This is a genomic window from Rhizobium sp. CF122 (assembly GCF_000282035.1).
Classification (GTDB): Bacteria; Pseudomonadota; Alphaproteobacteria; order Rhizobiales; family Rhizobiaceae; genus Rhizobium.
In genome coordinates, this window is the sequence record NZ_AKKA01000033.1 from 1 (window position 1) to 26,475 (window position 26,475).

Consider the following 26,475-nt stretch of genomic DNA (forward strand, 5'->3'; position numbering starts at 1 on the left):
CCGGCTACTGCCGGCCGCTGCCGATCCGATGTTGCGGGTGAGGAGGCGAATGCGGAAGATCGTTTCGAGGCTCTGAATGGCGAGAATCAGTTCGGCAGACTGCATGGTGGTCATCCACCGAGGAGACCGGTTGCACGCAGGATCTCGTTGATCCTTGCTGTTTCCACTTGATTGAGCGCGGCGCGCGGGCGCGGCATGACGGCGGTATCGATGATGCCAAGGCTCTTCATTGCGGTCTTGAAGCCACCTATGCCGGAGGCGCCGCCGCTGACGCGGTCCTGGGCAACCCAGACGATTTCGAAGAGACGGCAAAGCCGCTCCTGCTCCTTGCGCGCGGCGACCCAGTCGCCACGCTGGGCTGCATCCCACAGGCGTACGTAACCATGCGGATCGACGTTTGCGATGCCCGGAACAACGCCGTGGGCGCCCATCAGCAAGGCACTGTCGACGGCAATCTCCGACCCGGTCATCAGGAACACGTCCGGCTGGTCGGCAAGATCGAGCAGCACATAACGGAAATTGCCGTCGTCGCCGCTGGAATCCTTGAGGCCGATAATCGTGCCTTCTCTTGCCAATGTCACCGTCGTCTGGCGTTGCAGCTTGACGTGCACACAGACAGGAATGTCGTAGGCGACGAGCGGGACATCGACGGCGTCACGGATAAAGCGGAAGTGGTCCAGGATCTCCGATTGGCTGGTGACGGTATAGAACGGCGCGGTGGCGACCACGGCATCGGCGCCCGCCCGCTTGGCGAAGTCTGCATGATGAATGACGCGATCCGTGGTCGGATCGATGACGCCGACGATCAGCGGCACGCGCCCGTTCACCACCTTTGCTGAGTGCTCGATGATCTCGCGGCGCATCTTGTCGTCGTGAAAGATCACCTCGCTGGTCGAACCAAGCACGAAAACGCCGTGGCATCCGCCCTCGATAAGATGCTCCAGAACCCGCGTATAGGACGGATAATCGACCGTGAAATCCGCATTGAGAGGCGTCACGACTGGGGGAATTACACCCTTGAATTCTGTCATTGTCTCTTTCTTTCGCGGGATCAGTTTAGGTCAGCGCGGGGGTCAAAAACGGCCCCAAGACCGTCGCCGATAAGGTTGATGGCAGGCACCGCGACGATGAGTGTGCCGTCTGGGAACAGCCGCTGCCAGGCCGGGCGGGTGACGCCCGCCACGGCTGTTGCCATCATCGGCGATCGCGATCGCCGAAAGTCGCGGCAAATGTTTCACTGCGTTCCTCCCACATTTGAACTTGTCTTGCTGGTTGCGATAACCTGGGTGATACCCTCGTAATGGTGGTCGAGGCGCCGGCGGGCCTCGTCCAGCTCCCGGGCTTCAACAGCATCGACAATGGCGACGTGATCCCGCCAGGTGGCCATCGGATCGACATTGACGAGATTGACGAAATCCGAGGCCTTATGGAAAGCGAGCCAGAACACGTCGATCAGCCGGCTCAGCGTCTCGTTCTCCTGGCAGCGGAAGAGCAGGCGATGAAAAAGCTGGTCGTCCTCGGCAAACGATTCCCCGCGTTCGGCATGCGCCTTCATCCGATTGACGGTAGCGCGCAGCTCAGCAATGTCGTCCGTGCCGATTGTCTCAATCGTCTTTCCGATCAGGCCGACCTCGAGGGTTCGGCGGATCTCAATGACTTCCTCGATCTGGCGAAGAGCGCCTCCAAGACCATAGGCAAGATTGTCCAGCAACGGCTCAAACGAGAACGCTTTGACGAATATCCCGACGCCGCGCCGCGATTCCAGCACGCCGAGAGATTCAAGTGCCTTGATACCCTCACGCAAGGAGTTGCGGCTGACGCCAAGCTGGGTCGCAAGCTCGCTCTCGGCCGGCAGAAGGGTTCCCGGTTTCAGGTCATTGTCACTGATGAAGGCGCGCAGGCTCTCCTGCACGGAAACATGCAGCAAGGGGGCTCTCGTCAAAGGCTTCATGATCTTGAGGGGCATGTCGATCTCACTGCGGAAACGTCTGATGGCGAGATACATATCTACTTGTAGGATATCCGTCAAATGAGCGTGCGTCAGGAGTGCCAAGGAAGATTCGTGCTCGGGATTTCATTGGGAAAATTAGGAGTGGGGGGCGGTGCTTCGTCTTCTGACAGTCGCGGTCGCCCTACATCGACCACTCGACCGGTTTGCCGATAGCTTGCAGCCAGAATCTAAGCGGTATCGACGTTTGCGTAAACGCTGTCGGGCCTTCGGCAAGTTTTTGCAGGGAACGTAGCCCAAGTGTCATAGCTTTTTGTTATCGTAATGATCAGTAAATCCAACTTAGCATTATAGCCTGGTTCCGATATGAAGGGGTAAAGGGAGGATACGCGTCGACCGGTACCCTCGGCTTGAGTGCCGAAAACCGTTTCCAGACGGCGCAGCTGAACCTGATGGTTTGGCAGATCTCCCTTTGGACGGCAGAAAATTCAAAGCAATCAAGGAGAACGTTATGGACCAGAAACCCGACAGCGCAGGCAAATGTCCTGTCGCGCACGGCAGCACGCCCCGTGGTCGATCCAACCGCGACTGGTGGCCGGACCGGCTGGACGTTCAGATTCTTCACCAGCATTCCCGTCTTTCCGATCCGATGGGCAAGGCGTTCGACTATGCCGAGGAATTCAAGACGCTCGACCTCGATGCGCTGAAGAAGGACCTTCATGCGCTGATGACCGATTCGCAGGACTGGTGGCCGGCCGACTTCGGTCACTACGGCGGCCTCTTCATCCGCATGGCCTGGCACAGCGCCGGCACCTATCGCATTACGGACGGCCGCGGCGGTGCCGGTGCCGGTCAGCAGCGGTTTGCGCCGCTCAACAGCTGGCCCGATAATGCCAACCTCGACAAAGCCCGCCGTCTTCTGTGGCCGATCAAGCAGAAATACGGCAACAAGATTTCCTGGGCCGACCTGTTGATCCTGACGGGCAACGTCGCGCTCGAGTCCATGGGCTTTAAGACCTTTGGTTTTGCCGGCGGCCGCGCCGACGTATGGGAGCCGGAGGAACTCTTCTGGGGTCCTGAGGCCACCTGGTTGGCCGATGAACGCTATAGCGGTGAACGCGAATTGGCAGAGCCGCTAGGCGCCGTGCAGATGGGCCTGATCTACGTCAATCCCGAAGGTCCGAACGGCAATCCCGATCCGGTCGCGGCTGCCCGCGACATCCGCGAGACCTTTGCCCGCATGGCTATGAACGACGAAGAGACGGTGGCGCTGATCGCCGGCGGTCATACCTTCGGCAAGACGCATGGTGCTGGCGATCCGTCGCTGATCGGTGCCGATCCCGAAGGCGGCGCGATCGAGGACCAGGGCCTTGGCTGGAAGAGTTCCTTCGGGACAGGCGTGGGCAAGGACGCCATCACCGCCGGCTTGGAAGTGACCTGGACGCAAACGCCGACAAAGTGGAGCAACTTCTTCTTCGAGAACCTGTTCGGTTACGAATGGGAACTGACCCAAAGCCCGGCCGGTGCGAAGCAGTGGAAGGCCAAGAATGCCGAAGCCTCCATCCCGGATGCCTTCGACACGTCGAAAAAGCATCTCCCGACGATGCTGACCACCGACCTGTCGCTCCGTTTCGATCCGGCATACGAGAAGATCTCTCGCCGCTTCCTCGAAAATCCGGATCAGTTTGCGGATGCTTTCGCTCGCGCCTGGTTCAAGTTGACCCACCGCGACATGGGCCCGAAGGTGCGCTACCTCGGCCCGGAAGTCCCGGCGGAAGACTTGATCTGGCAAGATGTGATCCCGGCCGTTGATCACAAGCTGGTTGACGACGCGGACATCGCCGAACTGAAGGAGAAGGTTCTCTCGACCGGCCTGTCCGTGCAGGAACTGGTCTCGACCGCCTGGGCATCGGCCTCGACCTTCCGCGGCTCCGACAAGCGCGGCGGCGCCAATGGCGCACGCATCCGGCTTGCGCCTCAGAAGGACTGGGAAGCGAACCAGCCGGCCCAACTTGCCAAGGTGCTTAGCGTTCTCGAAGGTATCCAGAAAGACTTCAATGCTGCTCAGACGGGTGGCAAGAAGATCTCGCTCGCCGACCTGATCATTCTCGCCGGTGCCGCCGGTGTTGAGAAGGCGGCAAAGGCAGGTGGCCATGACGTCACGGTTCCGTTTACGCCTGGCCGCACGGATGCCTCGCAGGAACAGACGGATGCGGCCTCCTTCGCTGCGCTTAAGCCGCGCGCCGACGGTTTCCGCAACTATGTCGGCGGTCGCCAGTTCATGAAGCCGGAAGAAGCTCTCGTCGATCGCGCCCAGCTGTTGACACTGACCGCTCCGGAAATGACGGTTCTCGTCGGCGGACTGCGCGTGCTGAAGGCCGGCCAGCCCGAGCACGGCGTCTTCACGTCTCGTCCCGAAGCGCTGACGAACGACTTCTTTGTCAACCTGCTCGACATGGGCACCCAGTGGTCTCCGGTTGCCGGCAAGGAAGGCGTTTACGAAGGACGCGACCGCAAGACAAACGAACTCAAGTGGACCGGCACCCGCGTCGACCTGATCTTCGGTTCGCACTCGCAGCTTCGTGCCCTTGCGGAAGTCTATGGCCAGTCCGATGCCAAGAAGAAGTTCGTCAAGGACTTCGTAGCAGCCTGGACCAAGGTGATGAACGCTGATCGTTTCGATCTCCTTTGATCGTTAAATCTTGCTTGGACGCGGCCCGGGCCGCGTCCAAGCTCTTTCGCACACAGGACCACGTTGATGGGGACTGATGGGCGAAAATGGAGGGCGATCCGATTGCCCTTCAACAGTGGCTCCGCCGGGACAGGCCGTCCGCGCGACGCCGCAAGGATCGGCATGTCCGGCGAAACGTGCGGTTCCGGATGATTGTGGGTGGCCGGAGCTGAGTATGGCGTAGAGCCGACAAGCTTCCTGCGCCGCCACATATTTGCGTAGAGTTTCGGTCGACGCCAAATTCAATCTAAAATGGACATTTTCGAAGGATGCGGGAAATGTTATGTGTTTCCGTATAGGGCCAGCTAGACAGAAAAGTCCTCCATGGGCGGGAATGCGGATACGACGGAGCATATTCGCCGGCTGCAACACGGCCTGTCGCCGCCCGTGGTCGCGGAGGCTTTTTCTGGTGACACGCGGCTGGTAAGCCGTTGGCACAATGTTCCTTTTGAGTATGATCTGCCGCCGCTCGAACACCATGTCATTTCCGCGATCTATGCCGGCTCCGGCACTGCTTCGGTAAAAATGGGTGGCCAGGTGATCTCGGGCGTTCCCGGGATGGGTACCGTCACGTTGGCTCCGCGGGGGCACGGCGGCTTCTGGCGAGCCGACTGCTCCATCGAAGCCTCGAATGTCTTCCTCGGCCATGACCGTTTTCGCGCATGCGTCGACGAGATCGGAAATAGCCGCGAGCCCGAACTCGTCCACCGCGTACATCACTACGACCCGAAACTTTTCGCGCTCATGTCGCTGATCAACGACGAGATTGGCTCGTCTGACGCGATCTCGCATCTCTACATCGAGCAGCTACTTGATCTCCTGTGCCTGCAGCTGCTTCGTGCCCATTCCGGAGCTGCGACGCCGATCGCGCCGGGTCCACGGGGCGGGCTTTCGGGATGGCAGGTGAAGCGGGTGACCAGCTACATGCGCGACAGACTGGCGGACGATATCAGGATCCAGGAGCTGGCGGATCTCGTCCATCTCAGTCGCTTTCATTTCTGCACGGCCTTCCGTATCGCCACGGGCCACACGCCTTACGAATGGTTGACCCGCCAACGAATTGCCTATGCCAAGACACTCCTCAAAGACAGAAGGTTGCGGATCGGAGATATCGCGCTTGTCGTCGGATATGAGACGCAATCTGCTTTCTCCGTAAGCTTCCGCAAGGTCGTGGGCATCACGCCGCGTGAGTTCCGCCAGAGGCTTTGACGACTCCTAGTATTTCTGTTGGTGGGGCGTCCTTGGGGCGGCGGCATCTGCTTTTGCTCTGTCGATTGTCGCAACATCCAAACAATGTCGCAACATCGCGAAAGTCACTGAGCAACTTAAAGCCTATTCTTCGTGCCGTTATCAGGGGTGGGGCGTCATCCAACTCGATCCAAATGAATTCGATGACCGTCTGCCTTCTCTGAGAGGCCGGATCGGTGCGCCGCACCGTCATGCGGCGGCATGATATTTTTATGCTGATTTGTAGTGCTGAATTTGCGCCGCCCGACGATCCGCTGATGTCGGAAACGGCGCGTGAGGGGAACGAAGTCATGCAACTTACCTCCCGTCAGGCGCAAGCCATTCTGGACGGCGGCGAAGCCAAGGCCAATGAACTCGGTCTTCCGGTGGTCGTCGCCGTGCTGGATGCCGGTGCTCACCTGAAGGCTTTCCGCCGTATGGACGGAGCCGTCCTCGCCTCGATCGATATCGCTATCCGAAAGGCAACCACCGCCGCATTGTTTCAGGCAAACAGCGAGGCGGTCTGGGAATACTGCAAGCCAGGCGCGCCGGCGCAGGGGCTGCAGCTGACAAACGGCGGCCTCGCCACCTTTGGGGGAGGTATTCCGCTCCGATCACTAGACGGCACGGTGATCGGCGCTCTTGGCGTATCCGGCGGCGCCGTCTCGCAGGATATCGAGGTCGCCCAGGCAGCGCTTGGTGCGTTTGAGAATCTGATCCGCTGAGCACTGCGATCCTCATCACGGCTAGCAACAGGCAAGGAAGGAAACACTATGTCCAAGACCGTCCTCATCACCGGCGCGGGGTCCGGCTTCGGTGAAGCTGCCGCCATCTGCATGGCTAAGAATGGCCACCGGATCATCGCCACGGTGCAGGTTTCGCCGCAGGTCATGCCTTTGCGTGAGAAAGCCAAAAAGCTCGGCCTCGACAATCTTCGCGTCGAACGCCTCGATTTGACCGATCCGTACGATATAGCGCAGGCGCAGTCCTGAGAGCTGGCTCGGGAAATTTGGACAGCACGGATAAGTGGAATTTCTGCCTGACTTCGGCTTAGATGCCGGGAACAGGAGATACCATGACGAGACGACCGCGCCGGAACCATAGCCCGGCTTTCAAGGCGAAGGTGGCGCTGGCCGCCATCAGGGGCGAACAGACGCTTGTGGAATTATCCCAGCAGTTCGACGTGCACGCCAATCAGATCAAGCAGTGGAAAGACCAGCTCCTTGAGGGGGCGACAGGCGTTTTCGGCGATGACGCCAAAGCGGAACCGGCGGCTCCGACCGTCGATGTCAAAACCCTGCACGCCAAGATTGGGGAGCTGACGTTAGAGAATGATTTTTTATCCGGTGCGCTCGGCAAAGCCGGACTGCTGAGCGGAAAGAAATGATCAACCGCGAGCACAAGCTGTCCGTTGTCCGCCAAGCGAAGCTTCTCGGCTTCAGTCGTGGCAGCCTCTATTATTCGCCGCGTCCTGTGTCAGACGGCGATCTGACCCTGATGCGGCGGATTGACGAACTGCATCTCGATTACCCGTTTGCCGGAAGCCGGATGTTGCAAGGCCTTTTGAAGGCGGAAGGGCTTCAGACAGGGCGGCTTCACGTCGCGACGCTGATGAGGAAGATGGGCATTGAGGCAATCTACCGTCGTCCGAATACGTCGAAACCGGCACCTGGTCACAAGGTCTATCCATATCTGCTCAGGAAGCTGGCGGTCACCAGACCCAACCAGGTCTGGGCAATGGATATAAGCTACGTCCCCATGGCGCGGGGCTTCGTCTATCTCTGCGCTGTCGTCGATTGGTTCAGTCGACGAGTGCTTTCATGGCGGCTGTCGATCACGATGGAGACGGCCTTTTGTATTGAAGCGGTCGAGGAAGCTCTTTGCCGATATGGCAGGCCAGAGATATTCAATACCGACCAGGGATCGCAGTTCACCTCCATCGACTTCACCTCGGTACTCAAGAAGGCCGGGATTGAAATCTCGATGGATGGCAAGGGCGCATGGCGCGATAACGTCTTCGTCGAGCGGCTCTGGCGGTCGATCAAATACGAGGAGGTCTATCTCCATGCCTACAAGACCGTGTCCGAGGCCCGCGCTGGCATCGGCCGCTATCTGACCTTTTACAATACCCGACGTCCACATTCATCCCTTGACCGGCAGACGCCGGATCAGGCTTACTTTAACGCGCTGACCCCAATGATGGTGGCGGCATAATCGAGGCGGAAATCCACTTAGCGAAACGCCGCAATCTGTTCAGACAAACCGAGCCAGCTCTCTGGGACTTCGACGTGCTTTGGAACAATGCTGGCCAAGGCGAGGCGGGTCCAGTTTGGGAGATTCCGATTGATCTCGTGCGCCGCAACTACGAGGTCAACGTCTTCCTGCCGCTTGTGCTGACGCAGGGCGTCGTGAGAAAATGGGTGGCCGAAAAGAAGAAGGGTAAGGTCGTCTTCACCTCTTCCATGGGCGGCCTGTTCACGCCAGCAAACTGGGGCACTTATGTCTCGACCAAGCACGCGCTAGAGTCGATTGCTGAAGCATTGCAGCAGGAGTTGGCGCCCTATGACATCAAGATCCAGACGATCAATCCGGGCGCCTATTACACCGGCTACAACGAGACCATGGCCGATAACCCGTTCCGCTGGCTGGACGACAGCAAGAACTTCACCAAGCGCGAGGTTCTACGCAAGGGCTTCGACGATTTCTTTGCTACGCCGGAAGGCAAGATGGATCCTCAGGAGATGATCGAGCGGATGATCGAGATCGTTCCGGCGGACACCGGAAAGTTCCGCAACGTCGTTCCGAAGACGATCGAGGACATGCTCAAGGCCCACCAGCTCGCCGCCTGGGAAAACCAGATCTGAAGTTGCCAACGGTGAGCATTCGCGCGGGCTGGCGCGAGACGACCTTATGGCGCCGGCCTTTCTGAGACCATGGGAGAGATCAAATGACAGGTTTCGGATTTGCGCAGGTCACAGCTACGGCGGCAGGACTGTTGCTGACCTCCTTGCCTCCTGCCGCGCAGGCCCAGACGGCGAGCGACGAGACGGGAAACAAGGCGATCGTCCAGCGCGCGTTCGATGCCTGGGCGTCCGGCACTGGCAGCCCATACGACCTGCTTGCCGAGGATGCCAGCTGGACCATCACCGGCAACTCACTGGCTTCAAAGAACTATCCGAGCCGTGAAGCCTTTATCACGGAGATCATCAGGCCGTTCAATGCTCGCATGAGCGTCGGCCTGAAGCCGGCGATCCGCAATATCTATGCGGACGGCAACACGGTCGTGGTCTTCTTTGACGCCAGCGGCACGGCACGTGACGGCAAGCCCTACGCAAACACCTATGCATGGTTCCTTGCGTTGAATGACGGCAAGATAACCGAGGCATCGGCCTTCTTCGACAGCATCGCGTTCAATGATCTTTGGAACCGGGTGCCGGTAAATCCCTAAGCCTTGAGACATCTCCTAGCACGTCATGAAAGGAGTGATAATGAAGACGTGGTCATTGCCGATGTCCGCGCCGCGGCGCTCAACGCCTGGAATCTCAGATCGCCGAAGGGCTCTATGCTGGCAAGGAGTATTTTCAGGGCAATCAGCCGACGCCCGCCCCTCTCACAGTACCACGCCGATCCCCTACAGCCGGTAATGAGGAACTAGCAGCTCTGCTTCGAGGACCTGCGTCGGAGAACGGTTAAAGCAGCTCCAATCGGCTGCTCGGCCGGAGAGGCGGGTATCGTGCTTATTGCGCGGGTCCGAGCTTCCAGTCAGAGTCGCCGGACGGGCAGGCAAGGCCCTTGAAGCGGGTTTCTCCCTCGAGCGTGCGCTGGGTCGTTACAAAGGCGCGGCATGAACTTTCAGGATCAACGCCGATTTCTTCAATCACGCCGGCACTTCCGGTCGATGGGTTGGCCCAGGCAAGGGGCTTCACTCCGACGGGGCCGCGGCTGACTGTATCAGCAATAACCGCCTGATCCGTCTTCGCGGGTGTCGGGATCGCCTGTGTGACGGCGGCGGTTTCCAAGGGCTCGACCTTGGTACATCCCGCCAGCAGCACGGCCAGAAGAGCCAATTGCAATGCGCCTTTACTTTTCCGCGTCATCTGGACTTTCCGATGGTTGTTCTCCCGCATCGTAGCGTGCAATTCTGACAGCAAGCTGAGGAGCTACTATAGAAATGGGAGCAGTGCCAGTCCGTTCCGTCGATTCCGATGTTTTGCTGGTATGTTCCACCACAATCTGGCCTTTCCCGGCTCAGGCCGGAACTCGATGCTGATGCCGCTCCCTGTGCCGTCGGGGTCTTTGGGAAGGCCTTCGATGAGCTTCGATTGCGGGCCTAAACCTAACCTGGACGGTTGCCAGATGTCTGATGAGCAAGCCAGCTCCTTACCGCAGCCACGGATGCGGGATGACGAGGCCTGCGTGGCGAGACCACGTAAAAATCGGTGCCAACAGTAAGTTCCGTTGGTAGCACGCGGACAAGGCGACCGGCTGCTAAATCATCCTCCACGAAGAACGTGCTCGTCAGAGCAAGGCCCTGACCGGCAATCGCGGCCTCAATCGCCAGCGACGTTTGATTGAACCGAATGTTCTTGGCGCCCGTCAGCGGAGTGGCGGGAAACGCCAACTCGAGAAATTGTGGCCAAAAATCGTGGCCGTCGTGAAGAAGCGGGTAGCGTGCGAAATTGCCATCTTGAGAGGGGCGGCCGAGCTTCTCCACCAGCAGGGGGCTGCCGACGGCAATAATGACGTGGTCGAATAAAAGTTCTGCGTTCAGGTTCGGTCCAAAGGGAGGGCGGCCATGGCGGACGGCGAGATCCACTGCGTCGGTTTGGAAATTGGCAATGCGGTCACTCGCCAGAATGCGCAGATCGATGTTCGGATGGGTTGCCGTAAAATCGGGCAGGCGCGGGATCAGCCACTTCGAGGCGAAGGTCGGCGTAACGCTGATCGTCAGACGGAGCGGTTCCGGCTTCAGCGTTTCGGTTGCTTCAAAGATCAGTTCGAATGCGCGGCGGATATTCGTCACGTAGCTCTGGCCCGCCTCCGTCAACGCCAGCGTTCGCGGAAGCCTGTCAAACAGCTTCAAGCCCAGCTCTGCTTCCAACCCCCGTATCTGTTGGGCTACAGCCCCCTGAGTCACCCCGATTTCCTCCGCTGCCAGGCGGAAGTTCAAGTGCCGCGTGACGACCTCGAACACGCGAAGGCCATTAAGAGAGGGAAGACGCCTGATACCTTCTGCCATTCGATAGATTTTCTACTGCTTGCTGAGAACGGAACTCGTTCGCATTGCTGATGTCGTAGTGATATCACGCTTCACATGCGACTGCAGACGGCAATAGTGCGGATCCCTTTGAAAATAGGAGAAAGTATAATGTCAGTAGAAAAGGTAGCGGTGATTACGGCCGGCGGCAGCGGAATGGGCGCCGCCGCAGCGAAGCGTCTTGCAGCGGATGGGTTCAAGGTGGCAATCCTGTCATCGTCGGGCAAGGGGGAGGAGCTTGCCAAGACATTCGGGGGTGTCGGTGTGACCGGCTCGAACCAATCGCCCGACGATCTCGGCAAGCTCGTTGAGCTTGCAGTCTCGGCGTGGGGACGCATTGATGTGCTCGTAAATAGCGCCGGCCACGGCCCTCGCGCGCCCATCCTCGACATATCGGACGAGGACTGGCACCGCGGCATGGAGGTCTACCTCCTGAACGTCATCCGCCCGACGCGCCTGGTGACGCCGCACATGCAGAAGCAGAGGGCCGGATCCATCGTCAACATTTCCACGGCATGGGCTTTCGAGCCGAGTCCAATGTTCCCGACGTCGGCGGTGTTCCGCGCCGGGCTGGCGTCGTTCACAAAGATATTCGCGGAGACATATGCGGCTGAAAACATCCGCATGAACAACATTCTTCCCGGCTGGATCGATAGCCTACCCGCCACCGAAGAGCGCCGCGATAGCGTTCCGATGAAGCGCTACGGCACGAGCGAAGAGATTGCCGCGACTGTTTCGTTCCTTGCGTCGGCAGGCGCAGCCTACATGACAGGACAGAACATTCGCGTTGACGGCGGACTGACCCGTTCGGTGTGATGCTGGCGGGCACTGCTGCGGAGCCAAGTTGCCTCCGGGGTGGCGTACCACAGAACGTCGATCAGAAGCGGATGACCGCTCCGAAAATCGGGCCGTGCTCGATCACGTCGTAGGTGAAGCCGTCGTTGCTGTAGTCGACACCGAGGGCGCGGTAACCCGCAACTGCGGAGATCGTGTCATTGAACTTATAGCCAACGCCTGCCAGCACGTCCCAATCCAGGTCGGCACCACCGGCACCGATCATGCCCCAGCCGGTGAGATAGACTTTGTCGGTCAGCGAGTAGTTGCCCTTGACGCCCGCAACCCCGTCCACCCAGTTCGCAGAGTCGGTCCGCGACACGTTGCCGATAAGGCCGCCGCTCAGCCCGATCGTCGTTTCGGCATGCCAGTATCTGGCGCCGGCAATCACATCCAAGCGAGCCTTCGGATCTTCGTAGACGGTGTATCCGACGCCCAGCAGTGAGCTGAACGTGACCGACTTGACATCGACCTCGTCGGCAATGACGCCGCGCGGCGTTGCAGCGTCCGTCGTTATGCGAGCATAGATTATGTCAGTGAAGATGCTGAACCGGTCATAGCGGGCTTCACCGGCTGCCATGAAGGCAAAGTCCAGATCCTTCAGGATGTCGCTGAAATCCTGATTTATGTCGACGGTCGGCAGGCCGAACACCTGGGTCTTGCCATCGAGGCCCGCAACCCAAAAGTAGGGCGCGAAAGAAAACGTCCAGCCATTCGGTTGCGCAGTCTGAGGCTGCGGTGCCGTGGCGGGCAACAGATCCGCGGCGTGCAGAGGCGCCACGAACGCCAAAGCGGAAACGGTGCATGCGATCAGCGAAATCCTGCTACTCATGGTCAACCTGTCCCCTCTCGTGTTCAGGTTACAATCGCCCCGATTCGCTGACCTGAACTGATAACGCAGGTTGCACCAAGTCCTGTCTTTCGCAAAGTGATTATATTCTGGTTCTCATATATGAAACCCGAAATCCCGTTTGTCATTGGCATCGTCCGGCATTCGGCTTCAGCGATCGCGTCCGTGTCAGAAGTCCTCCGCATGGCGTCGGGCTTGTCCGCTTCATCCCCGCCAGAACCTTTTTCGCTCCATCAATTCATCCAGGGATGATTGGGCGGCGCTGACCAGTTTCTCGCTGTTGCCATGGACGATCAGGGAGTCGGCGTCGGGATGTGACTCCAGCTCCAGGGTGCGAACGACTGTCGGCGCGGTTGCCATGTCGTTCAGAAGGCCGAGTTCGTCCTGCAGTTGTTCCATCGTCTTGATGAACTTGCCGTATCGTCGCTCTGCCTGCCTGCTGGTGAACAACGAGCCCAGGAATTCGCTTGCATATCTAAGCTTCTTCGCCGCCTTGCGCGCTTCGTGCCGATGCGCGTCGTCGGCTTCCGCCAGAGATTTACCCCGCTTTTTCAGCTTCTTGCGTTGACGATCGAGAACCTCGATTGCGAAATCGACCACCGGTCCGTTACGGATCTCCGCCGTTTCCGGCAGCGTCAGATACTCCCCGCAGTGGAGCCATTCGTTCAGGTCAAGCATAAGGGCCTTGGCGCGGGAGCCGTAGAGCGCGTTAAGCACCTCTTTATAGGCGCTGTCGCGCGCTTCGAGCAGGCGGTCTTTGATGTCGCCGCTTCCGACCCTGGCAATCATCACATCAATATTGCGCGCCGCTCCGAGAACGCCAGTCAGCCACTTCAACTCGTCCTTGAGCCGCTCGGATTCCGCATCGACCAGGATCTGCTTGTAGGGCGAGAAGGCAGAGCGCAGTCGCCGCAGCGCCACGCGAGCCTGATAGAGTGCCAGCGGATTTGCATTATCCAGGAGGATGGATTCGTTCAACCGGAAATGCCGAAAACATGCTTGAGCAATGACCTGGAACGAAGCCCCGACCCGCAGGTCGCGATCGAGATGCACGGGTTCAGCCTTGAAAACCGATGCCTGCTCGCCGAGCAGGCGGTATCCTCTCTCCGCCTTTGAAGCGACACCAAAGCGGACCGGGACAAGCGCTTCGATCTTGCGAGCAAGGATGAACAACGCGCTTGGCTTACCGTCCTTCAGCTCCAGCTCCAACTCCCGTACCTGCATCTGGCGATCGCCGGCGACGATCAAGCCCATGTCCAGGGCAACTTCAATCTTGCTCCCGTCCTCGTCGACGTTCCACCGGTGCCGTTCCACCGGGGTGGAAAACTGTTGGATGAGAGCGCTGTCTTCGATATCGAGCTCCGCCCGCAGCGGCGTCGTGTAGTCAATCACAGGCGTGTCGCCTGTTACCGCCGCTTCCCATTCGGAGCGCGCAAAGATGGCACTGTTCGGGCCCATCGCCTTTACGGTTTGGACGTGCGCTGCGCCAACCGTACGGATCCGCAGAGAATAGCCGCCCTCCCATACCTCGTGGTCGGGCGTGTCAAAATAGATGGACGTCAGAGGATCCGCCGAGACGGGGTTGCCCAGCAAGCCGGATCCCAGCAGTGTGTCAACCGCGTCAGCGCTCAGCTCAAGTTTCAATTCTGTTTCGATTGCCAAGTGCGGTCTCCGCTCGGTCACATGATGATCGGTGGATACAATTCTCTGACGAGAGATAGAGCGGTGCCATGCGGACAAAACGTCTTGATGACAAAAACGTCTGTGGCAGTACGACCGTAGCGACATCCCACAGGAAAATCTGGCCGTCAGAGCTCAGACGATCGACCGGAGCAAGAATTTGGCTTGGGCTACGTTCGATCTAGGATCCCGATTGGCGAGCCGCGGTATCCAAAGCAGCGAAATCCTCGTCATCCAGAGCGATGCTCGCCGCAGCGACATTCTCCTCAAGATGCTTCACCTTGGAGGTTCCGGGGATCGGCAACATCACGGGGCTGCGCTTAAGCACCCAGGCCAGCGCAATCTGGCTCGGCGTCGCCTCATATTTCTTGGCCAGCCTGTCGAGGATGGAGCCTGGCCGGGCAAGCGCACCCGCTGCCAGCGGGTACCACGGAATAAAGCCGATGCCCTCGCGCTCGCAGTAATCGAGCACGTCCTCGCTGCCACGGTCGACGAGGTTATAGCGGTTCTGAACTGTCGCGACAGGAAATACCTTTCGAGCCGCCTTAATGTCTTCAACTGAAACTTCGCTTAGGCCCGCATGAGCAATGAGGCCCTGATCCAGAAGCGTCTTTACCGCGTCGAACTGCTCGTCGCGAGGAACTTTCGTGTCTATGCGGTGCAACTGCCACAGATCGATCCGGTCGATGCGAAGTTTCTTGAGGCTGCCTTTCGCTCGCTCGAGAAGATAGTCCGGCCGCCCATTCGGCGTCCAGATGTCCGGTCCTTCGCGGATCAGACCGGCCTTGGTCGCAATCAACAGCCCCTTGTAAGGATGCAGCGCTTCGCTGATGAGCTCCTCGGACACGTCGGGGCCGTAGGAATCGGCTGTGTCTATGAAATTGACGGCGATCTCCGGTAACCGGCGCAAGGTTGCAAGTGCTTCGGCCTTGTTCGCAGGCGGTCCCCATATGCCGGGCCCCGTGACACGCATGGCGCCGAAGCCGAGACGATTGATGGTGATGTTGCCGATCGAAAATTGACCCGATGCGGCGGCTGAGATCGTGGAACCGTCTGGCACTGACCTTCTCCCGATTGCCTGTCTTGGTGGGCTCAATCGGGCCTAAGGTGGAGCGAGCTGGGCACAATGCAAGTCCACCTAGGCGCAATCCGCCATTGCCTTCCGCGGGCTGGTCCCCAAGGGCGGCAAAGTGCGGTCCGGCGCGGAATCTCAGTGGATAGCGACAGCGCCGGGTCTAGGGGTCAGGGCCGCCCTGAATCTACCGGTCGTCCTGAGATCATGCGCAGCCATGGCGGCAGGTGGAAGACGCACATCAGCAGATACATCGCCGTCATGCCGTCCATTGGAAAAACGTCCGGCATTGCGGAGCAGATCATATCTGCTCCGCCGCCTGCCAAGGTGACAATCGCCATGATGGCGAAGATTGGCGCCGCTGCAAGGCACAGCCAGTTGCCGATGCTTGCTGCATTGTCTGTCGGCGTCTTGACCGAGGCGCCATGCCGTGTTTGGCCGAAGGAAAGCATGACCGTCATCCGCGGCCGTATTCGTCGTGAAGCCGCCACCAGATGCCTTGCTCGTTGCGGCCCAGGGGTGCGCGGTCGAGCCACTGATACACGCCCCAAATACCGTCCACGCCGCGTGCATAGCTGGAGTAGGTGTGGTAGACCACGCCGCCATCGAGCACGAAGGCGCTGAGGCCCGGCCGGTCGCGCGTGTAGGTGGCGACGTCGGTTCCGGTCATTGCGGCGATCTGAGCGACTGGGCTCTCGCTGCCGCGCAGTTTCCATTCCTGCACGGTCTGGCCTTCCAGCGGTACGCGAGCTGGCGGTTCACGGCGGTAGTTGTATTCTATCCCGCCTTCGCGCTGCTGCTGCTCGCTGAACAAGACGCTGAAGTCGAGGTTGAAATCGCTACCGAAGGAGGATGCCCAGTCGAAGGTCCATCCCATCCGTTCCTTGAAAGCCTGCAGCTTTGGAAGCGGCGCGCGCGAAACGGCGGTGAAGGCGACGTCATGGTTCTCAAGGTGAACGACGACGCCGTTGAAGCCATCGGCGATCGACGAGCAGGACGGGCACCCGGCGGTATAGTCGGGGCCGAACATGAAGTGGTAGATCAGCAGTTGCGAACGGCCCTTGAAGAGATCGATGAGCGAAGCGCTGCCGTTGGCGGTCTCGAACCGGTAGTCCTTGTCGATCCTGACCCACGGCAGCTCCTGGCGGCGTAGCGCCAGCATATCGCTGCGCCGCGTCAGTTCCTTCTCTTCCGCTAGCAGCTCGAGCCGTGCCGCAAGCCATTCTTCGCGTGTGCCTGTAATGTGCATCGTCATCATGCTTCTCCTCATGGTGTCCGTTGGCGTAGCATGCCGCCACTTGCGGCTGCTTGGTGGTCGTGAGCAGACTATGGCCAGAGCGGGAGAAGGTGGGAGTTACAAGTTTGACGGGATTCCGATGGACTCGATGATCATCGCTGCGGCGAGGCTGCTTGCGACCGGCGATCTTCTCGGTGCCTTGAAGAGGGTTGCGTTGCGCAATGATGCGCCGGCGCTCGCCCTTCGTGGCATCGCGATGGCGCAGCTTGGTGATCTCGCCCGGGCAAAGGTTTTGCTGAAGACGGCTGCGCGCGCGTTCGGCTCAAAGGAGCCGGTCGCGCGCGCACGCTGCCTCGTGGCCGAGGCGGAAATCGCGCTTGTCTCGCGTGATCTGACCTGGCCCGCCAAGACACTCGCCGCCGCGCGGGAAGTGCTCGAAGCTCACGATGATCGCTTGAACGCAGCGCATGCGCGACATCTGGAGGCAAGGCGGTTGCTACTCATCGGCCATCTCGATGAGGCCGAACGCCTACTCGCCAGCGTCGATCCGGCACCGCTTCCCCCGCCGTTGCGGACCGCCCACGAGCTGGTCGTTGGAGGGATTGCCATTCGGCGTCTTCGCACGAGTGCTGCAAGTACAGCTCTCCGCCGAGCGGAAAATGCTGCGCGCGAGGCGGGTATTCCTGCCCTCGATGCCGAAGTCGAGGCCGTGTCCCAGGTTCTGAAAACGCCGGCAGCGCGGCTGATCGGGCAGGGAGGGGAGCGCTTCCTGCTGCTGGAGGAGGTAGAGGCGGTTCTGACGTCGGGGGCGCTGGTCGTCGATGCATGCCGTTACGTCGTGCGCAATGGTGACGAGGTTGTTTCGTTGACGACGCGTCCGGTGTTGTTCGCGCTCGTTCGGGCACTTGCGGAGACCTGGCCGAAAGACGTGTCGCGGACCATGCTTCTTGCTCGCGCGTTTGGGGCCAAACATGTCGATGAATCGCACCGTGCCAGGCTGCGTGTCGAAGTCGGGCGGTTGCGCGGCGAGCTTCATCGCATAGCGGATATCAATGCGACCAAGGACGGTTTCGTGCTCGCGCCGCGTCGGGCAACCGACGTGGTCATGCTCGCCCCGCCCGTCGAGGAACAGCATGGCGAGATCCTTGCATTTCTGGCCGATGGGGAGGCCTGGTCGAGTTCGGCGCTCGCAATCGCGATTGGTACCAGCCCACGCACGGTGCAGCGGGCACTTGATGCACTCGCGGAAACAGGCAAGGTGCAATCCTTCGGACGCGGGCCGGCGCGCCGGTGGACGATCCCATCGCTGCCGGGGTTCCCGTCAACTTTGTTACTCCCAGGTCCACTACCCAACGACTAGGATAGGCCCATGAAACACTCCAAAGCTGAAATCCTTCGTGAATATGGCCCCTTTCCGGATGTGAAGCAGGTGGGCGGCGTCACCTATGATGGTCGACATGTCTGGTTTGCCTCCGGCGACAAGCTCAATGCCTTCGATCCCGATGCCGGCGAGGTTGTCCGCTCGATCGACGTTGCGGCACATGCCGGAACCGCTTTCGATGGACGGTATCTTTTTCAGATTGCGGAGGATCGAATCCAGAAGATCGATCCGAAGACCGGTACTGTGCTCTCGACGATCCCGGCACCCGCGAACGGTGGTGATTCCGGGCTCGCCTGGGCTGAAGGAACGCTCTGGGTAGGAGACTACCGTGGCCGAAAGATCCATCAGATCGATCCGGAGACCGGCGCACTTCTTCGCAGCATCGAGTCCAACCGTTTTGTTACCGGCGTGACCTGGGTCGATGGCGAGCTTTGGCATGCCACCTGGGAAAGCGATGAGAGCGATATCCGACGCATTGAACCCGAAACCGGACGGGTGCTGGAACGCATCGACATGCCGGCGGGCATAGGCGTATCGGGACTTGAGTCCGATGGCACGGATCGGCTGTTTTGTGGCGGTGGCAACAGTGGCAAGATCCGGGCCATCCGCCGGCCCGGAGTTAGCCAATCCTGATGTCTCCTGCCGTCTAGTCCAATGTCCTGCGGAAGCGGCGGACAGCAATCAGCATGGCGACTGTCATCAGGCAGGCGAGGGCGATCGTGTCATAAGCAAGGATCTGGATACTGGCGCCCTTCAGCATGATCGCCCTGACAATGCGGATATAGTGGGTCAGCGGCAGCGCCTCACCGATCCATTGCGCCCACTTCGGCATGCCGGCGAACGGAAACATGAAGCCCGACAGCAGGATATTCGGCAGGAAGAACATCATCGCCATCTGCATGGCCTGCAGCTGATTGGCAGCGATCGTCGAGAAGGTGTAGCCGATCGACAGGTTGGTGATGACGAAGAGCGTGGTCGCAGCCGCGAGCGAAGCCGGGCTGCCAAGGATTGGAACGCCGAAGACAAGCAGGCCGGCCGCGATGATAAGAAGCGACTGAACGAGGCCGATCAGCACATAGGGCGCAATCTTGCCCAGCATGATTTCCAGCGGCTTGATCGGCATGGAGAGCAGGTTCTCCATCGTGCCGCGTTCCACCTCGCGAGTGACCGCGAGAGCCGTGAAGATCAGCAGCGTCATCGTCAGGATTGTGCCGAGCAGGCCGGGCACGATATTCAGGGTCGATGAGCCGGCCGGATTATAACGACGGTGCTGGACGATGGAGAAGGCGGGCTTGGTCGGCTCGGCGAATTCGACCTGCCGGTCGTTGGCAAGTGCCGACGTCACGATGCCGGAGAGCGCACCGAGCGCCGAGCTCGATGCGACCGGATCGGTGGCATCGGCTGCGACCAGCAGGGAGGGTGTATCGCCGCGCCGAAGCGAGCGTTCGAACCCTTCAGGAATTTCTACGACGAACAGAGCCTTGCCGGATTCCAGAAGCGAATCCATGTCTTCGGCACGGGTAACGACAGAACGAATCTCGAAGAAGTCGGTATTCTCCAGCGCCGCCAAAATCGACCGGCCGATATCGGTGTTCTCGCGCATCAGCACCGCGGTTGGCAGGTTGTGCGGCGTCGTGTTGATCGCAAAGCCGAACAGGAACAGCTGCATGATCGGCAAGGCGACCATCGTCGCCAGCGTTATGCGGTCGCGGGTCATCTGGATGAATTCCTTGATCGTCATCGCCCAGAAACGCCCGAAGGAGATACCGTTGCCGTTCGCCGTTGTCGTTGTCATTGGAAATTGTCCTCCGAGCGGCGCATCAGATCGATGAACGCATCTTCCAGCGTCGCTTCGCCCTCTTGCCACTTGAGATCGGACCGTTCTCGGTATGGCGCGATTGCTTTTTCAAGCGCCTCGGGATCGCGACCGGCAACATGCAGGCTGGTCCCGAAGGGCGCGATCATGTCGACCCCTGGCTCGTTCTCCAGTTCGGCTTGGAGGCGATGCACGCCCGCTCCGGAGACGGTCCAAGTGACCAGACCGGTGCTGGCGATCACCTCGTCCACCGTTCCCTGCGCCAGCAGTTTGCCGTAGGCAATATAGGCGATCTCATGGCAGCGCTCTGCCTCGTCCATATAATGGGTGGACACCAGCACCGAGAGGCCGTCGGCGGCAAGCGCGTGAATCTCGTTCCAGAAGTCACGGCGGGCTTTTGGGTCGACGCCTGCCGTCGGTTCGTCGAGGAGGAGCAGGGCCGGTTCCGGTAGGATGCAGGCGCCAAGTGCGAGGCGCTGCTTCCAGCCTCCCGAAAGTTCCCCAGCCAGCTGCTGTTCCCGACCTTTCAAGCCGAGACGTTCTATTGCGGCGCTTGCTCTGCCGCGGGCATCTGCCAGGCCGTAGACGCGGGCGACGAACTCCAGGTTCTCCCGGATCGACAAATCCTGATAGAGCGAGAACTTCTGCGTCATGTAGCCGACGCGACGGCGGATGCGATCGCTTTCGGTCAGGATGTCGAAGCCAAGGCATGTGCCATCGCCGCTGTCTGGCGTCAGCAGGCCGCAGAGCATGCGGATCGTCGTGGTCTTGCCGGAGCCGTTCGGACCGAGAAAGCCGTGAATGCGGCCCTTCTTCACTGACATCGACACATCGTCGACCACCTTCCGGCTGCCGAAACGCTTGGTGAGGTGATGGACGTCGATCACTGTCTCGGGAGCGTCGATGGGCATTGCCGTGTCGCTCATGGGCGGGCTCCCGCGGTGACATCCACCGGCTGGCCAGGGCGCAGCGCCTTTGGGTCGGCGGGGATTGCCTCGACGCGGTAGACGAGTTTGGCACGCTCTTCGAGGCTGTAGATTACCGGCGGTGTATACTCGGCATTCTTTGCGATGAAGCTGATCTTCGCATCGGTGGGTTGGCAGGCGTTACAGGCGACGCGGATCGATTGATCAAGCGAAAACAGCGCAATCTCGCCTTCGGGCACGAAGAAGCGGATGCGAATGTTCTCTGGCGGTAGGAGGGCCACGATCGGCCGTCCGGCGGGGACGACCTCACCGGCGCGGTAATAGACGGTCTCGATGCTGCCTGTTGCCGGAGCAGACACGAAGCGGCGGGCAAGCGCGGCTTCCGCAGAGGCTAGATCGGACTTTGCCGCAGCGACCGCCTCCCTTGATTGGCGCAGCATTTCAATACGGGCCGGCAGGTTCGCAAGCGTAATCTGGCTGCGGACATTATCGAGGACGGCACGGTTGGCGGCTTCGGTGGCCGTCGCCGTGTCGAGGTTTGCCTTTGTCGCCGTGCCGCGCTCGACCAGCACGCGGGTGCGATCGAGATCCTGTGCGGCAAGCTCAAGTCGGGCGACCGCCTCGCGTTCGCTGGCGCGCAGCATGTCGATTTCTTCCGGCCGCTTTTGCTTCGCCTCGGCGAGTTCTAGTTCGGCCTGCAGACGAGCCAGCGAAGCGCGTGCGGCGCCGACAGCGGCCTCTTCGGTTTGAGAATCCAGACTGAAAAGCGGCGAGCCGGGCGCAATTGCCTGCCCTTCGGCGACATCGAGCTTAACCACACGGCCGCTGGTGTCGGCACCGATGAACAGCGTGTCGGCCTCGACCCAGCCCTGGTAGGCGCGCTGGGATTTGTCGGAGAACAGGAAAGGCAGGGCGGCAAGGGCCGCGCCGGCCACGATGACGACGATAAGGATTCGTTTCATGTCGTGCCTCCTTCCGGCACGAAGAGCGTGTCGAGGAACGTGTCGAAGAGTTTCTGCGCGTCGAGGTGCTCGTAGCCTTCGAAAAGCGTCGTCCAGACGATCGACATCAAGGCCGGTGCCATGACCAATTGCGGGACGTCAGCGACGGCGGGATTGCGAAGCTCGCCGCGCGCGGCGGCACGGGCAAGCAGGACACGCACGATCGCGAGGCCTTTGGTGATAATCTCGCGGTAATAGAATTCGGTCACAACGGGGAACATCGGACCCTCGGCGAGGATTAGCCGCAACAGGTGCCGGCGCTCCGTCTCCAGGACCTCGCGCTTGAAGAGCGCATAGAACATCGAAACGGCAGCACGCGGCGGGATCGCCTCCTTCTGGACCATGCCGCCGACTTCACCGAGGAGCGGCGAGGCGATGCCGGACACGAGCTCGATGAAAAGTCGCTCCTTGTCGGGGAAATGCAGATAGACCGTACCTTTGGCGATGCCGGCGCGAGCCGCGACATCCTCCATGCGGGTCGCGGCAAAGCCCCGTTCCGCAAAGCAGGCGAAGGCCGCCGCCAGGATCTCGGCCCGGCGCTGCTCCGGATCTCGTCTTTCTCGCTTTTTCTCAGGCATTGGCTTCATTTTCTATTATGACTGACTGGACAGTCATTAACATCATGTGTGGTTTTTTGCAAGAAAATATTGAGCACGCAAGTGTTCCTGGGCCCACGAAATCGGCGCTTCAAAGAGGTGGAGAGCCGCCGATGCGACTGCAGCGCGCCAATGTCGCGCCGACCTATCCCGATGCAGGATTCGACGCCATGATCTGGCCGTTTGTCCGGTTGGCGAAGGAATGACGCTTATTCCACGCGCGGCGGCGGCCTCGAGGATGGAAAAGTTTTCGCCAAGCGGGCTGTGGCAGCGAACAACGCAGAACTTGTCGCTGCTGCGGTTGCGATCTTTCGCGGTTAGAACTTCACCTGAGTTGCAAAATGCCGGCAAATATTAGAAGTTTGTGTTCAACTAGGCTTTTGCTGGAGGTCGCGGACCATGCCAACCTCCCATCCGATGGATCCGGTCAGTCACAGGGATGCCCAAATCTGCCGGGGTTGTTGGGATCAAATGCATGTCCCCATTCCGATTCGTGGCGCGCTTGCGCTGCCGTTCCGCATGTTTGGTGTCACCCGCAGCAAGATGAACCCCAACATCTGCACGATTTGCGAGCGGTCGTTTCGTTACGTCAAGAAGCAGCGCCATGTTACCGCGACCGCAACCATCTTGTTTGCTGATATCAGAGGGTTCACTGCCCTCTCGGAGCAGATCGAGCCGATCAGGTTGAGTGAGATTGTCAGCCTGTTTCATGACCGATGCGCGCAGGCGATCTGGGCTCACGACGGTATCGTCAACAAGCAGATGGGCGATGGCTTGATGGCGATCTTCAATTTTCCGATCCTGAGAAAGGATCATGCCGCCGCCGCGGTTATGGCGGCGCTCGACATACAGCAACACTGCACCGCGGTATTCGAAAGCCTTGATCGTGGTCACAGCTTCGGTGTCGGTGTCGGTATTCACACCGGCGAGGTCGAGATCGGTGAGTTTTCGAGCTTCCGTAGCGATTTTACGGCAATTGGTGGTGCTGTTAATCTTGCGTCGAGGCTGGAATCGCAGGCAGGCGCAGGCGAGATCGTCATGTCGCCAGAATCTGCATCTCAGGCTGCGCATCTCACAGCCGCAGCGCATGCCCGTACGCTGTCGCTGAAAGGCATAGAATTGCCGGTACAGGCGAGCGTGCTGGTTCGGAGATGATTTTCCGACCACACAGCGGCAGAATAGATCGAGGCCGTCGCCGACTCTATAGCGATAACATCTCGCTTTCGATCAATAGGGACCGCTAATCCACGCACATTGGCCTCGAAAGGGTAAGCTTTTTCCAAACGGAGCGAACGCGGCGAACAAGAGAGCTCGTTACCGCCGCGATAGCGATCTTTCGCACTTGAGGTTGAGCGCGACGCCTCCGGAGATCGGTCTCGCGTTGCCGCGCCCTGAAAGGCTCTAGCGCGCAATCAGCGTGGGCAGTTGGCGACGTATCGCCGGCCGTATCGATCGCGGTAGTAGCACTGGCCGGGCTGCCCGGCGACATTGCCGATGACGGCGCCAGCGGCGCCACCTATGGCCGCACCCACGGCGGCGCCGCGCACATTGCCGGTCGCTATACCGCCAATGACCGCGCCCGAGGCCGCACCAATTCCCGCTCCTTGCTGGGTCGGCGTGCATCCGGCCATCGTGGCTCCTGCTAGAAGCAGCAAAATCGACATGCGTTTCATCTTGTTTCCTTCCTGCTGAATTCGTTCGCGCGACGGTAGATAGAGGCATTTCGGAAAAGACAATCGCTGCTTTGCGTTCGCTTCTGTTGCCGGCTTCTTTCGATCAATCGAGGCCGGTGTCTCCATTGCCTATTGGACCGCTTGCGCCAATTAAGATTGGTTTCAACAAGGAGCAGGGTCCCGTCATGAACGAGCATGAAGAGAACATTCGCCGCCGTGCCTATGAGATCTGGGAGCAGGAGGGCCGCCCACACGGGCAGGATATGAAACATTGGCTACAGGCGTTCAAGGAATTTGGCGAGCGCGTCGATGCTGCGACAAAGCCGACGGTGAAGGTGAAATCCGCCAAGCCGCGAGCCGCAGCGAAATCCGCGGCTGAAAAGCCGGCGACGAAGAAGACAAAAGCGGCTGGGGTCGCAATAGCCGCGTCTTCCCAAGACAAGCCCCGTCGCTCACGCTCTCCGAAGTCCGTCACGACGCATTAGATTTTCATTACGGCTTTGGGCCGAGTGATACGACGCGGCGCGTCCGTATGTTTGGGCGTAACGATTTCAGTCGCGCGCAATTGGGCGGGCGACGAAGACGGCCATGACCGCAAGCAGCCGTCGGAGTTGATTAGGCCAACACCTTGGCCTCCACAGCGGCTGCGACGAAGGCATCTCTGGCGGCTTCCAGGTGCGCGAGGTGGTTCATGGCCTCCACGCACCGGCGCTTGGCCGCCTCAACGTGCATGCTGCTTTGGAGCGGCCATCTGTGCTCCAGATACTCAACCGCTTCGGCCGGACCATGGATATATTCAGAGGGTCGTGTCCCAATCTGAATTGCCACGGGCGCCGCCCATGTTGGTTCAGTTGCGTGGCCGATCGTGTTCATGACGAACCTCCTCTTTGCCAACGAGCGATAAGCGGGATGTAGGTGTTTGTGTGAGCCGATCAACCCGTCGTGAGACCGTGACTTGATTGGCATTTTCATCCGTCGATCAGCCACGCGGGCCAATCAGTGAACGCTCGGGAACTTGGCCAATACGGCGTAGTCCTCTGCGACGAGTTCACTGATTGCAATCAGAACCTCTTCGGCTGAGAAGCCGGAGGCGATTGTCGTTCGAATGAGCTCCTGGAGATCCGGTTCGATCACCTCCCGGCAGTCCTCGAGCCGTTCATCGGAAACAGTCAGGCTGTGCAGTTCTTCCATAGTTGGTCCTTTCTCGGGATGGGGCTGCCGTTGAGAACATCGGACGGCAATATTTTTGACAGCCTATCGGCTGGAGGAGCGTCGCCTCGGCGAGGCCAGGAGACCTTCGCGCTGCAACTTCTTCCGGGCAGCCTTGCGCTGCCTGGCGATTGCCTGCGCCCGTTCACGGACTCTCCGCTCGGATGGCTTCTCGTAGGATCGGCGTTCCTTCATTTCGCGGAACAGTCCCTCGCGCTGCATCTTCTTCTTCAGCGCGCGCATGGCCTGCTCGACGTTGTTGTCTCTGACGATGACCTGCATGTTTTTCTCCTGGCTTTGAGGATGGGGTGCGTCTCAGCCAAGCTGCTGAGCAATCAGTTCCTGCAGTTCTCGCAGCGTGAGAAGGCAGGGGTAAGGTTTCCAGTTCTTGTCCGGGCTGCGAGCGGCGTCATCGCGCTCGCGCGGACCCGCCGCTGATGCGACGGCGATATTGGGTTTGTTCAGTTGAAATCCTTCGCCGCACTTGCGGCATGCTCAACACGGCGCCGGTTTTTCGATCACGCAGACCGAAGGAAAGCGAAGATACGGCGCGCGAGGCATCGGCCGTGCCAGGTTCGTATTTTTTGGGTGTCCGCCATAAGATGGGAATGCGAGCGACCCGTTGCAAGGCTTCGATCGCCGCACACCCCGTTCCGGAGCGTCGCGCTTCGTCAACCGTCACATGCTTGATGTCGTGGAGGTCGAGAGACAGGATCCGCCGCTCGCGGATTTTTGGCGAGGTCACCGCAAAACAAACGATGTGAGTTTTGCAGTGACCTCTTGATGACTAGGAAATGTAATCATCCAAGCACATGCTACCTGAAGTGCAGCGATATGGAATTTATCACATGCGGTAATCCACATGTACTTTGGGAGCGGGTGCCTATTGCGTGGATGACGGCTATGAGCCTTTCGGGGGAATATCGGGTCTGAACGGTGATACTGCGGTTTGTAGCCGCCCCTATTTCGTATGATGCGTCAACCGGGCGAAAGGTGATTCGGCCGTTTCTGTACCACCATCTTTGATAAATAAATCG

29 protein-coding genes and 1 pseudogene are annotated in these 26,475 nt (G+C 59.8%); 12 read left to right on the top strand and 18 right to left on the bottom strand.

The annotated features are described in order from the left end of the window. Window positions 1-110: 110 nt before the first annotated feature. The 3 genes from PMI09_RS08550 to PMI09_RS08555 are packed head-to-tail and all read right to left on the bottom strand — an operon-like array spanning window position 111 to window position 1,966. Window positions 111-1,031, bottom strand: coding sequence for a dihydrodipicolinate synthase family protein (locus PMI09_RS08550; protein ID WP_007791238.1), 921 nt, complete (start codon window positions 1,029-1,031; stop codon window positions 111-113). Between the two features lie 20 nt (window positions 1,032-1,051). Further along, entirely contained in the window at window positions 1,052-1,198 is a 147-nt protein-coding gene (locus PMI09_RS31240; protein WP_157213350.1) for a hypothetical protein, read from the bottom strand. Window positions 1,199-1,234: 36 nt separating this feature from the next. Next, entirely contained in the window at window positions 1,235-1,966 is a 732-nt protein-coding gene (locus PMI09_RS08555; protein ID WP_037082380.1) for a FadR/GntR family transcriptional regulator, read from the bottom strand. A gap of 493 nt (window positions 1,967-2,459) precedes the next feature. Here PMI09_RS08555 and katG point away from each other — a divergent pair, with 493 nt between their 5' ends. The 7 genes and pseudogenes from katG to PMI09_RS08595 all read left to right on the top strand — a co-directional run bounded on the left by katG (window position 2,460) and on the right by PMI09_RS08595 (window position 9,354). After that, on the top strand, window positions 2,460-4,640 hold the full coding sequence (katG, locus tag PMI09_RS08560; RefSeq protein ID WP_007791244.1) for a catalase/peroxidase HPI: 2,181 nt from the start codon (window positions 2,460-2,462) through the stop codon (window positions 4,638-4,640). A 363-nt stretch (window positions 4,641-5,003) separates the two neighbouring features. Further along, on the top strand, window positions 5,004-5,888 hold the full coding sequence (locus PMI09_RS08565; RefSeq protein WP_007791249.1) for a helix-turn-helix domain-containing protein: 885 nt from the start codon (window positions 5,004-5,006) through the stop codon (window positions 5,886-5,888). Between the two features lie 329 nt (window positions 5,889-6,217). Beyond that, window positions 6,218-6,631, top strand: a complete 414-nt coding sequence (locus PMI09_RS08570; RefSeq protein ID WP_037082382.1) for a GlcG/HbpS family heme-binding protein — start codon at window positions 6,218-6,220, stop codon at window positions 6,629-6,631. Between the two features lie 48 nt (window positions 6,632-6,679). Then, window positions 6,680-6,898 carry an SDR family NAD(P)-dependent oxidoreductase gene (locus PMI09_RS08575; protein WP_007791254.1) on the top strand — a complete coding sequence of 73 codons (219 nt, stop codon included), beginning with the start codon at window positions 6,680-6,682 and terminating at the stop codon, window positions 6,896-6,898. A gap of 83 nt (window positions 6,899-6,981) precedes the next feature. After that, a protein-coding gene (locus tag PMI09_RS08585) for an IS3 family transposase (protein WP_193385385.1) occupies window positions 6,982-8,120 on the top strand; the annotation gives its coding sequence in 2 pieces (ribosomal slippage) (window positions 6,982-7,240 and window positions 7,240-8,120; 1,140 coding nt in all). Between the two features lie 62 nt (window positions 8,121-8,182). Then, a pseudogene (locus PMI09_RS08590) lies at window positions 8,183-8,770 on the top strand (SDR family oxidoreductase); the annotation flags it as partial. Window positions 8,771-8,853: 83 nt separating this feature from the next. Beyond that, window positions 8,854-9,354, top strand: coding sequence for a nuclear transport factor 2 family protein (locus tag PMI09_RS08595; protein ID WP_007791263.1), 501 nt, complete (start codon window positions 8,854-8,856; stop codon window positions 9,352-9,354). Between the two features lie 289 nt (window positions 9,355-9,643). Here the strand turns inward: PMI09_RS08595 and PMI09_RS08600 are convergent, their stop codons facing one another. After that, on the bottom strand, window positions 9,644-10,003 hold the full coding sequence (locus PMI09_RS08600) for an RT0821/Lpp0805 family surface protein (protein ID WP_007791265.1): 360 nt from the start codon (window positions 10,001-10,003) through the stop codon (window positions 9,644-9,646). 239 nt (window positions 10,004-10,242) lie between these two features. Next, window positions 10,243-11,145, bottom strand: a complete 903-nt coding sequence (locus tag PMI09_RS08605) for a LysR substrate-binding domain-containing protein (RefSeq protein ID WP_007791268.1) — start codon at window positions 11,143-11,145, stop codon at window positions 10,243-10,245. Window positions 11,146-11,274: 129 nt separating this feature from the next. Between PMI09_RS08605 and PMI09_RS08610 the strand changes: the two genes are divergently transcribed. Continuing rightward, window positions 11,275-11,979, top strand: a complete 705-nt coding sequence (locus tag PMI09_RS08610; RefSeq protein ID WP_007791272.1) for an SDR family oxidoreductase — start codon at window positions 11,275-11,277, stop codon at window positions 11,977-11,979. A gap of 61 nt (window positions 11,980-12,040) precedes the next feature. Here the strand turns inward: PMI09_RS08610 and PMI09_RS08615 are convergent, their stop codons facing one another. The 5 genes from PMI09_RS08615 to PMI09_RS08635 all read right to left on the bottom strand — a co-directional run bounded on the left by PMI09_RS08615 (window position 12,041) and on the right by PMI09_RS08635 (window position 16,854). Continuing rightward, entirely contained in the window at window positions 12,041-12,829 is a 789-nt protein-coding gene (locus PMI09_RS08615; protein WP_007791274.1) for a DUF481 domain-containing protein, read from the bottom strand. A gap of 222 nt (window positions 12,830-13,051) precedes the next feature. Further along, window positions 13,052-14,509, bottom strand: coding sequence for a CYTH and CHAD domain-containing protein (locus PMI09_RS08620; protein ID WP_007791277.1), 1,458 nt, complete (start codon window positions 14,507-14,509; stop codon window positions 13,052-13,054). A 199-nt stretch (window positions 14,510-14,708) separates the two neighbouring features. Continuing rightward, window positions 14,709-15,587, bottom strand: coding sequence for an aldo/keto reductase (locus PMI09_RS08625; RefSeq protein WP_007791279.1), 879 nt, complete (start codon window positions 15,585-15,587; stop codon window positions 14,709-14,711). 182 nt (window positions 15,588-15,769) lie between these two features. After that, complete coding sequence (locus PMI09_RS08630; RefSeq protein ID WP_007791282.1) at window positions 15,770-16,051, bottom strand: hypothetical protein; 282 nt, start codon at window positions 16,049-16,051, stop codon at window positions 15,770-15,772. Between the two features lie 5 nt (window positions 16,052-16,056). After that, on the bottom strand, window positions 16,057-16,854 hold the full coding sequence (locus PMI09_RS08635) for a DUF899 domain-containing protein (RefSeq protein ID WP_007791285.1): 798 nt from the start codon (window positions 16,852-16,854) through the stop codon (window positions 16,057-16,059). A 121-nt stretch (window positions 16,855-16,975) separates the two neighbouring features. Between PMI09_RS08635 and PMI09_RS08640 the strand changes: the two genes are divergently transcribed. Together PMI09_RS08640 and PMI09_RS08645 are read left to right on the top strand one after the other, a co-directional pair. Continuing rightward, the gene (locus PMI09_RS08640; RefSeq protein WP_037082360.1) at window positions 16,976-18,196 is read left to right on the top strand and encodes a DNA-binding protein; all 1,221 of its coding nucleotides are present in this window, start codon (window positions 16,976-16,978) and stop codon (window positions 18,194-18,196) included. Between the two features lie 9 nt (window positions 18,197-18,205). Beyond that, the gene (locus tag PMI09_RS08645; RefSeq protein WP_007791293.1) at window positions 18,206-18,850 is read left to right on the top strand and encodes a Vgb family protein; all 645 of its coding nucleotides are present in this window, start codon (window positions 18,206-18,208) and stop codon (window positions 18,848-18,850) included. A 13-nt stretch (window positions 18,851-18,863) separates the two neighbouring features. Here the strand turns inward: PMI09_RS08645 and PMI09_RS08650 are convergent, their stop codons facing one another. Genes PMI09_RS08650 through PMI09_RS08665 form a run of 4 tightly spaced genes read right to left on the bottom strand, consistent with a single transcriptional unit; the run spans window position 18,864 to window position 22,538 of the window. Next, window positions 18,864-20,012: an ABC transporter permease gene (locus tag PMI09_RS08650; protein ID WP_007791296.1), complete on the bottom strand. Its 1,149-nt coding sequence runs from the start codon at window positions 20,010-20,012 to the stop codon at window positions 18,864-18,866. Then, window positions 20,009-20,959 carry an ABC transporter ATP-binding protein gene (locus PMI09_RS08655; protein WP_007791299.1) on the bottom strand — a complete coding sequence of 317 codons (951 nt, stop codon included), beginning with the start codon at window positions 20,957-20,959 and terminating at the stop codon, window positions 20,009-20,011. Before PMI09_RS08655 ends, PMI09_RS08650 begins: the two co-directional genes overlap by 4 nt. Continuing rightward, window positions 20,956-21,921, bottom strand: coding sequence for an HlyD family secretion protein (locus PMI09_RS08660; RefSeq protein WP_007791303.1), 966 nt, complete (start codon window positions 21,919-21,921; stop codon window positions 20,956-20,958). Before PMI09_RS08660 ends, PMI09_RS08655 begins: the two co-directional genes overlap by 4 nt. Continuing rightward, a complete protein-coding gene (locus PMI09_RS08665) occupies window positions 21,918-22,538 on the bottom strand; it encodes a TetR/AcrR family transcriptional regulator (protein ID WP_007791306.1) in 621 nt (206 codons plus the stop codon). Before PMI09_RS08665 ends, PMI09_RS08660 begins: the two co-directional genes overlap by 4 nt. A gap of 417 nt (window positions 22,539-22,955) precedes the next feature. Here PMI09_RS08665 and PMI09_RS08670 point away from each other — a divergent pair, with 417 nt between their 5' ends. Beyond that, on the top strand, window positions 22,956-23,711 hold the full coding sequence (locus PMI09_RS08670) for an adenylate/guanylate cyclase domain-containing protein (RefSeq protein ID WP_007791313.1): 756 nt from the start codon (window positions 22,956-22,958) through the stop codon (window positions 23,709-23,711). 257 nt (window positions 23,712-23,968) lie between these two features. On the opposite strand, the gene PMI09_RS08675 is transcribed toward PMI09_RS08670, so the two are convergent. Next, on the bottom strand, window positions 23,969-24,229 hold the full coding sequence (locus PMI09_RS08675) for a YMGG-like glycine zipper-containing protein (protein WP_007791316.1): 261 nt from the start codon (window positions 24,227-24,229) through the stop codon (window positions 23,969-23,971). A 185-nt stretch (window positions 24,230-24,414) separates the two neighbouring features. On the opposite strand from PMI09_RS08675, the gene PMI09_RS08680 reads away from it, so the two are divergent. Continuing rightward, on the top strand, window positions 24,415-24,714 hold the full coding sequence (locus tag PMI09_RS08680; RefSeq protein WP_007791319.1) for a DUF2934 domain-containing protein: 300 nt from the start codon (window positions 24,415-24,417) through the stop codon (window positions 24,712-24,714). Window positions 24,715-24,844: 130 nt separating this feature from the next. Here the strand turns inward: PMI09_RS08680 and PMI09_RS08685 are convergent, their stop codons facing one another. From PMI09_RS08685 to rpsU, 3 genes are all read right to left on the bottom strand, one after another. After that, window positions 24,845-25,102, bottom strand: a complete 258-nt coding sequence (locus PMI09_RS08685; RefSeq protein WP_007791322.1) for a DUF982 domain-containing protein — start codon at window positions 25,100-25,102, stop codon at window positions 24,845-24,847. Window positions 25,103-25,225: 123 nt separating this feature from the next. Beyond that, window positions 25,226-25,420 (bottom strand): hypothetical protein, encoded by a 195-nt coding sequence (locus PMI09_RS08690; protein ID WP_007791326.1) that lies wholly within the window; start codon window positions 25,418-25,420, stop codon window positions 25,226-25,228. Between the two features lie 63 nt (window positions 25,421-25,483). Then, window positions 25,484-25,720 carry a 30S ribosomal protein S21 gene (gene rpsU, locus PMI09_RS08695; RefSeq protein WP_007791329.1) on the bottom strand — a complete coding sequence of 79 codons (237 nt, stop codon included), beginning with the start codon at window positions 25,718-25,720 and terminating at the stop codon, window positions 25,484-25,486. Between the last annotated feature and the right edge of the window lie 755 nt (window positions 25,721-26,475).

Coding starts and splice junctions, on each gene's coding strand:
- PMI09_RS08550 (WP_007791238.1), bottom strand. CDS start 1,031: ATGACAGAATTCAAGGGTGTAATTCCCCCAGTCGTGACGCCTCTCAAT.
- PMI09_RS31240 (WP_157213350.1), bottom strand. CDS start 1,198: ATGATGGCAACAGCCGTGGCGGGCGTCACCCGCCCGGCCTGGCAGCGG.
- PMI09_RS08555 (WP_037082380.1), bottom strand. CDS start 1,966: ATGCCCCTCAAGATCATGAAGCCTTTGACGAGAGCCCCCTTGCTGCAT.
- katG (WP_007791244.1), top strand. CDS start 2,460: ATGGACCAGAAACCCGACAGCGCAGGCAAATGTCCTGTCGCGCACGGC.
- PMI09_RS08565 (WP_007791249.1), top strand. CDS start 5,004: ATGGGCGGGAATGCGGATACGACGGAGCATATTCGCCGGCTGCAACAC.
- PMI09_RS08570 (WP_037082382.1), top strand. CDS start 6,218: ATGCAACTTACCTCCCGTCAGGCGCAAGCCATTCTGGACGGCGGCGAA.
- PMI09_RS08575 (WP_007791254.1), top strand. CDS start 6,680: ATGTCCAAGACCGTCCTCATCACCGGCGCGGGGTCCGGCTTCGGTGAA.
- PMI09_RS08595 (WP_007791263.1), top strand. CDS start 8,854: ATGACAGGTTTCGGATTTGCGCAGGTCACAGCTACGGCGGCAGGACTG.
- PMI09_RS08600 (WP_007791265.1), bottom strand. CDS start 10,003: ATGACGCGGAAAAGTAAAGGCGCATTGCAATTGGCTCTTCTGGCCGTG.
- PMI09_RS08605 (WP_007791268.1), bottom strand. CDS start 11,145: ATGGCAGAAGGTATCAGGCGTCTTCCCTCTCTTAATGGCCTTCGCGTG.
- PMI09_RS08610 (WP_007791272.1), top strand. CDS start 11,275: ATGTCAGTAGAAAAGGTAGCGGTGATTACGGCCGGCGGCAGCGGAATG.
- PMI09_RS08615 (WP_007791274.1), bottom strand. CDS start 12,829: ATGAGTAGCAGGATTTCGCTGATCGCATGCACCGTTTCCGCTTTGGCG.
- PMI09_RS08630 (WP_007791282.1), bottom strand. CDS start 16,051: ATGCTTTCCTTCGGCCAAACACGGCATGGCGCCTCGGTCAAGACGCCG.
- PMI09_RS08635 (WP_007791285.1), bottom strand. CDS start 16,854: ATGACGATGCACATTACAGGCACACGCGAAGAATGGCTTGCGGCACGG.
- PMI09_RS08640 (WP_037082360.1), top strand. CDS start 16,976: ATGGACTCGATGATCATCGCTGCGGCGAGGCTGCTTGCGACCGGCGAT.
- PMI09_RS08645 (WP_007791293.1), top strand. CDS start 18,206: ATGAAACACTCCAAAGCTGAAATCCTTCGTGAATATGGCCCCTTTCCG.
- PMI09_RS08650 (WP_007791296.1), bottom strand. CDS start 20,012: ATGACAACGACAACGGCGAACGGCAACGGTATCTCCTTCGGGCGTTTC.
- PMI09_RS08655 (WP_007791299.1), bottom strand. CDS start 20,959: ATGAGCGACACGGCAATGCCCATCGACGCTCCCGAGACAGTGATCGAC.
- PMI09_RS08660 (WP_007791303.1), bottom strand. CDS start 21,921: ATGAAACGAATCCTTATCGTCGTCATCGTGGCCGGCGCGGCCCTTGCC.
- PMI09_RS08665 (WP_007791306.1), bottom strand. CDS start 22,538: ATGCCTGAGAAAAAGCGAGAAAGACGAGATCCGGAGCAGCGCCGGGCC.
- PMI09_RS08670 (WP_007791313.1), top strand. CDS start 22,956: ATGCCAACCTCCCATCCGATGGATCCGGTCAGTCACAGGGATGCCCAA.
- PMI09_RS08675 (WP_007791316.1), bottom strand. CDS start 24,229: ATGAAACGCATGTCGATTTTGCTGCTTCTAGCAGGAGCCACGATGGCC.
- PMI09_RS08680 (WP_007791319.1), top strand. CDS start 24,415: ATGAACGAGCATGAAGAGAACATTCGCCGCCGTGCCTATGAGATCTGG.
- PMI09_RS08685 (WP_007791322.1), bottom strand. CDS start 25,102: ATGAACACGATCGGCCACGCAACTGAACCAACATGGGCGGCGCCCGTG.
- PMI09_RS08690 (WP_007791326.1), bottom strand. CDS start 25,420: ATGGAAGAACTGCACAGCCTGACTGTTTCCGATGAACGGCTCGAGGAC.
- rpsU (WP_007791329.1), bottom strand. CDS start 25,720: ATGCAGGTCATCGTCAGAGACAACAACGTCGAGCAGGCCATGCGCGCG.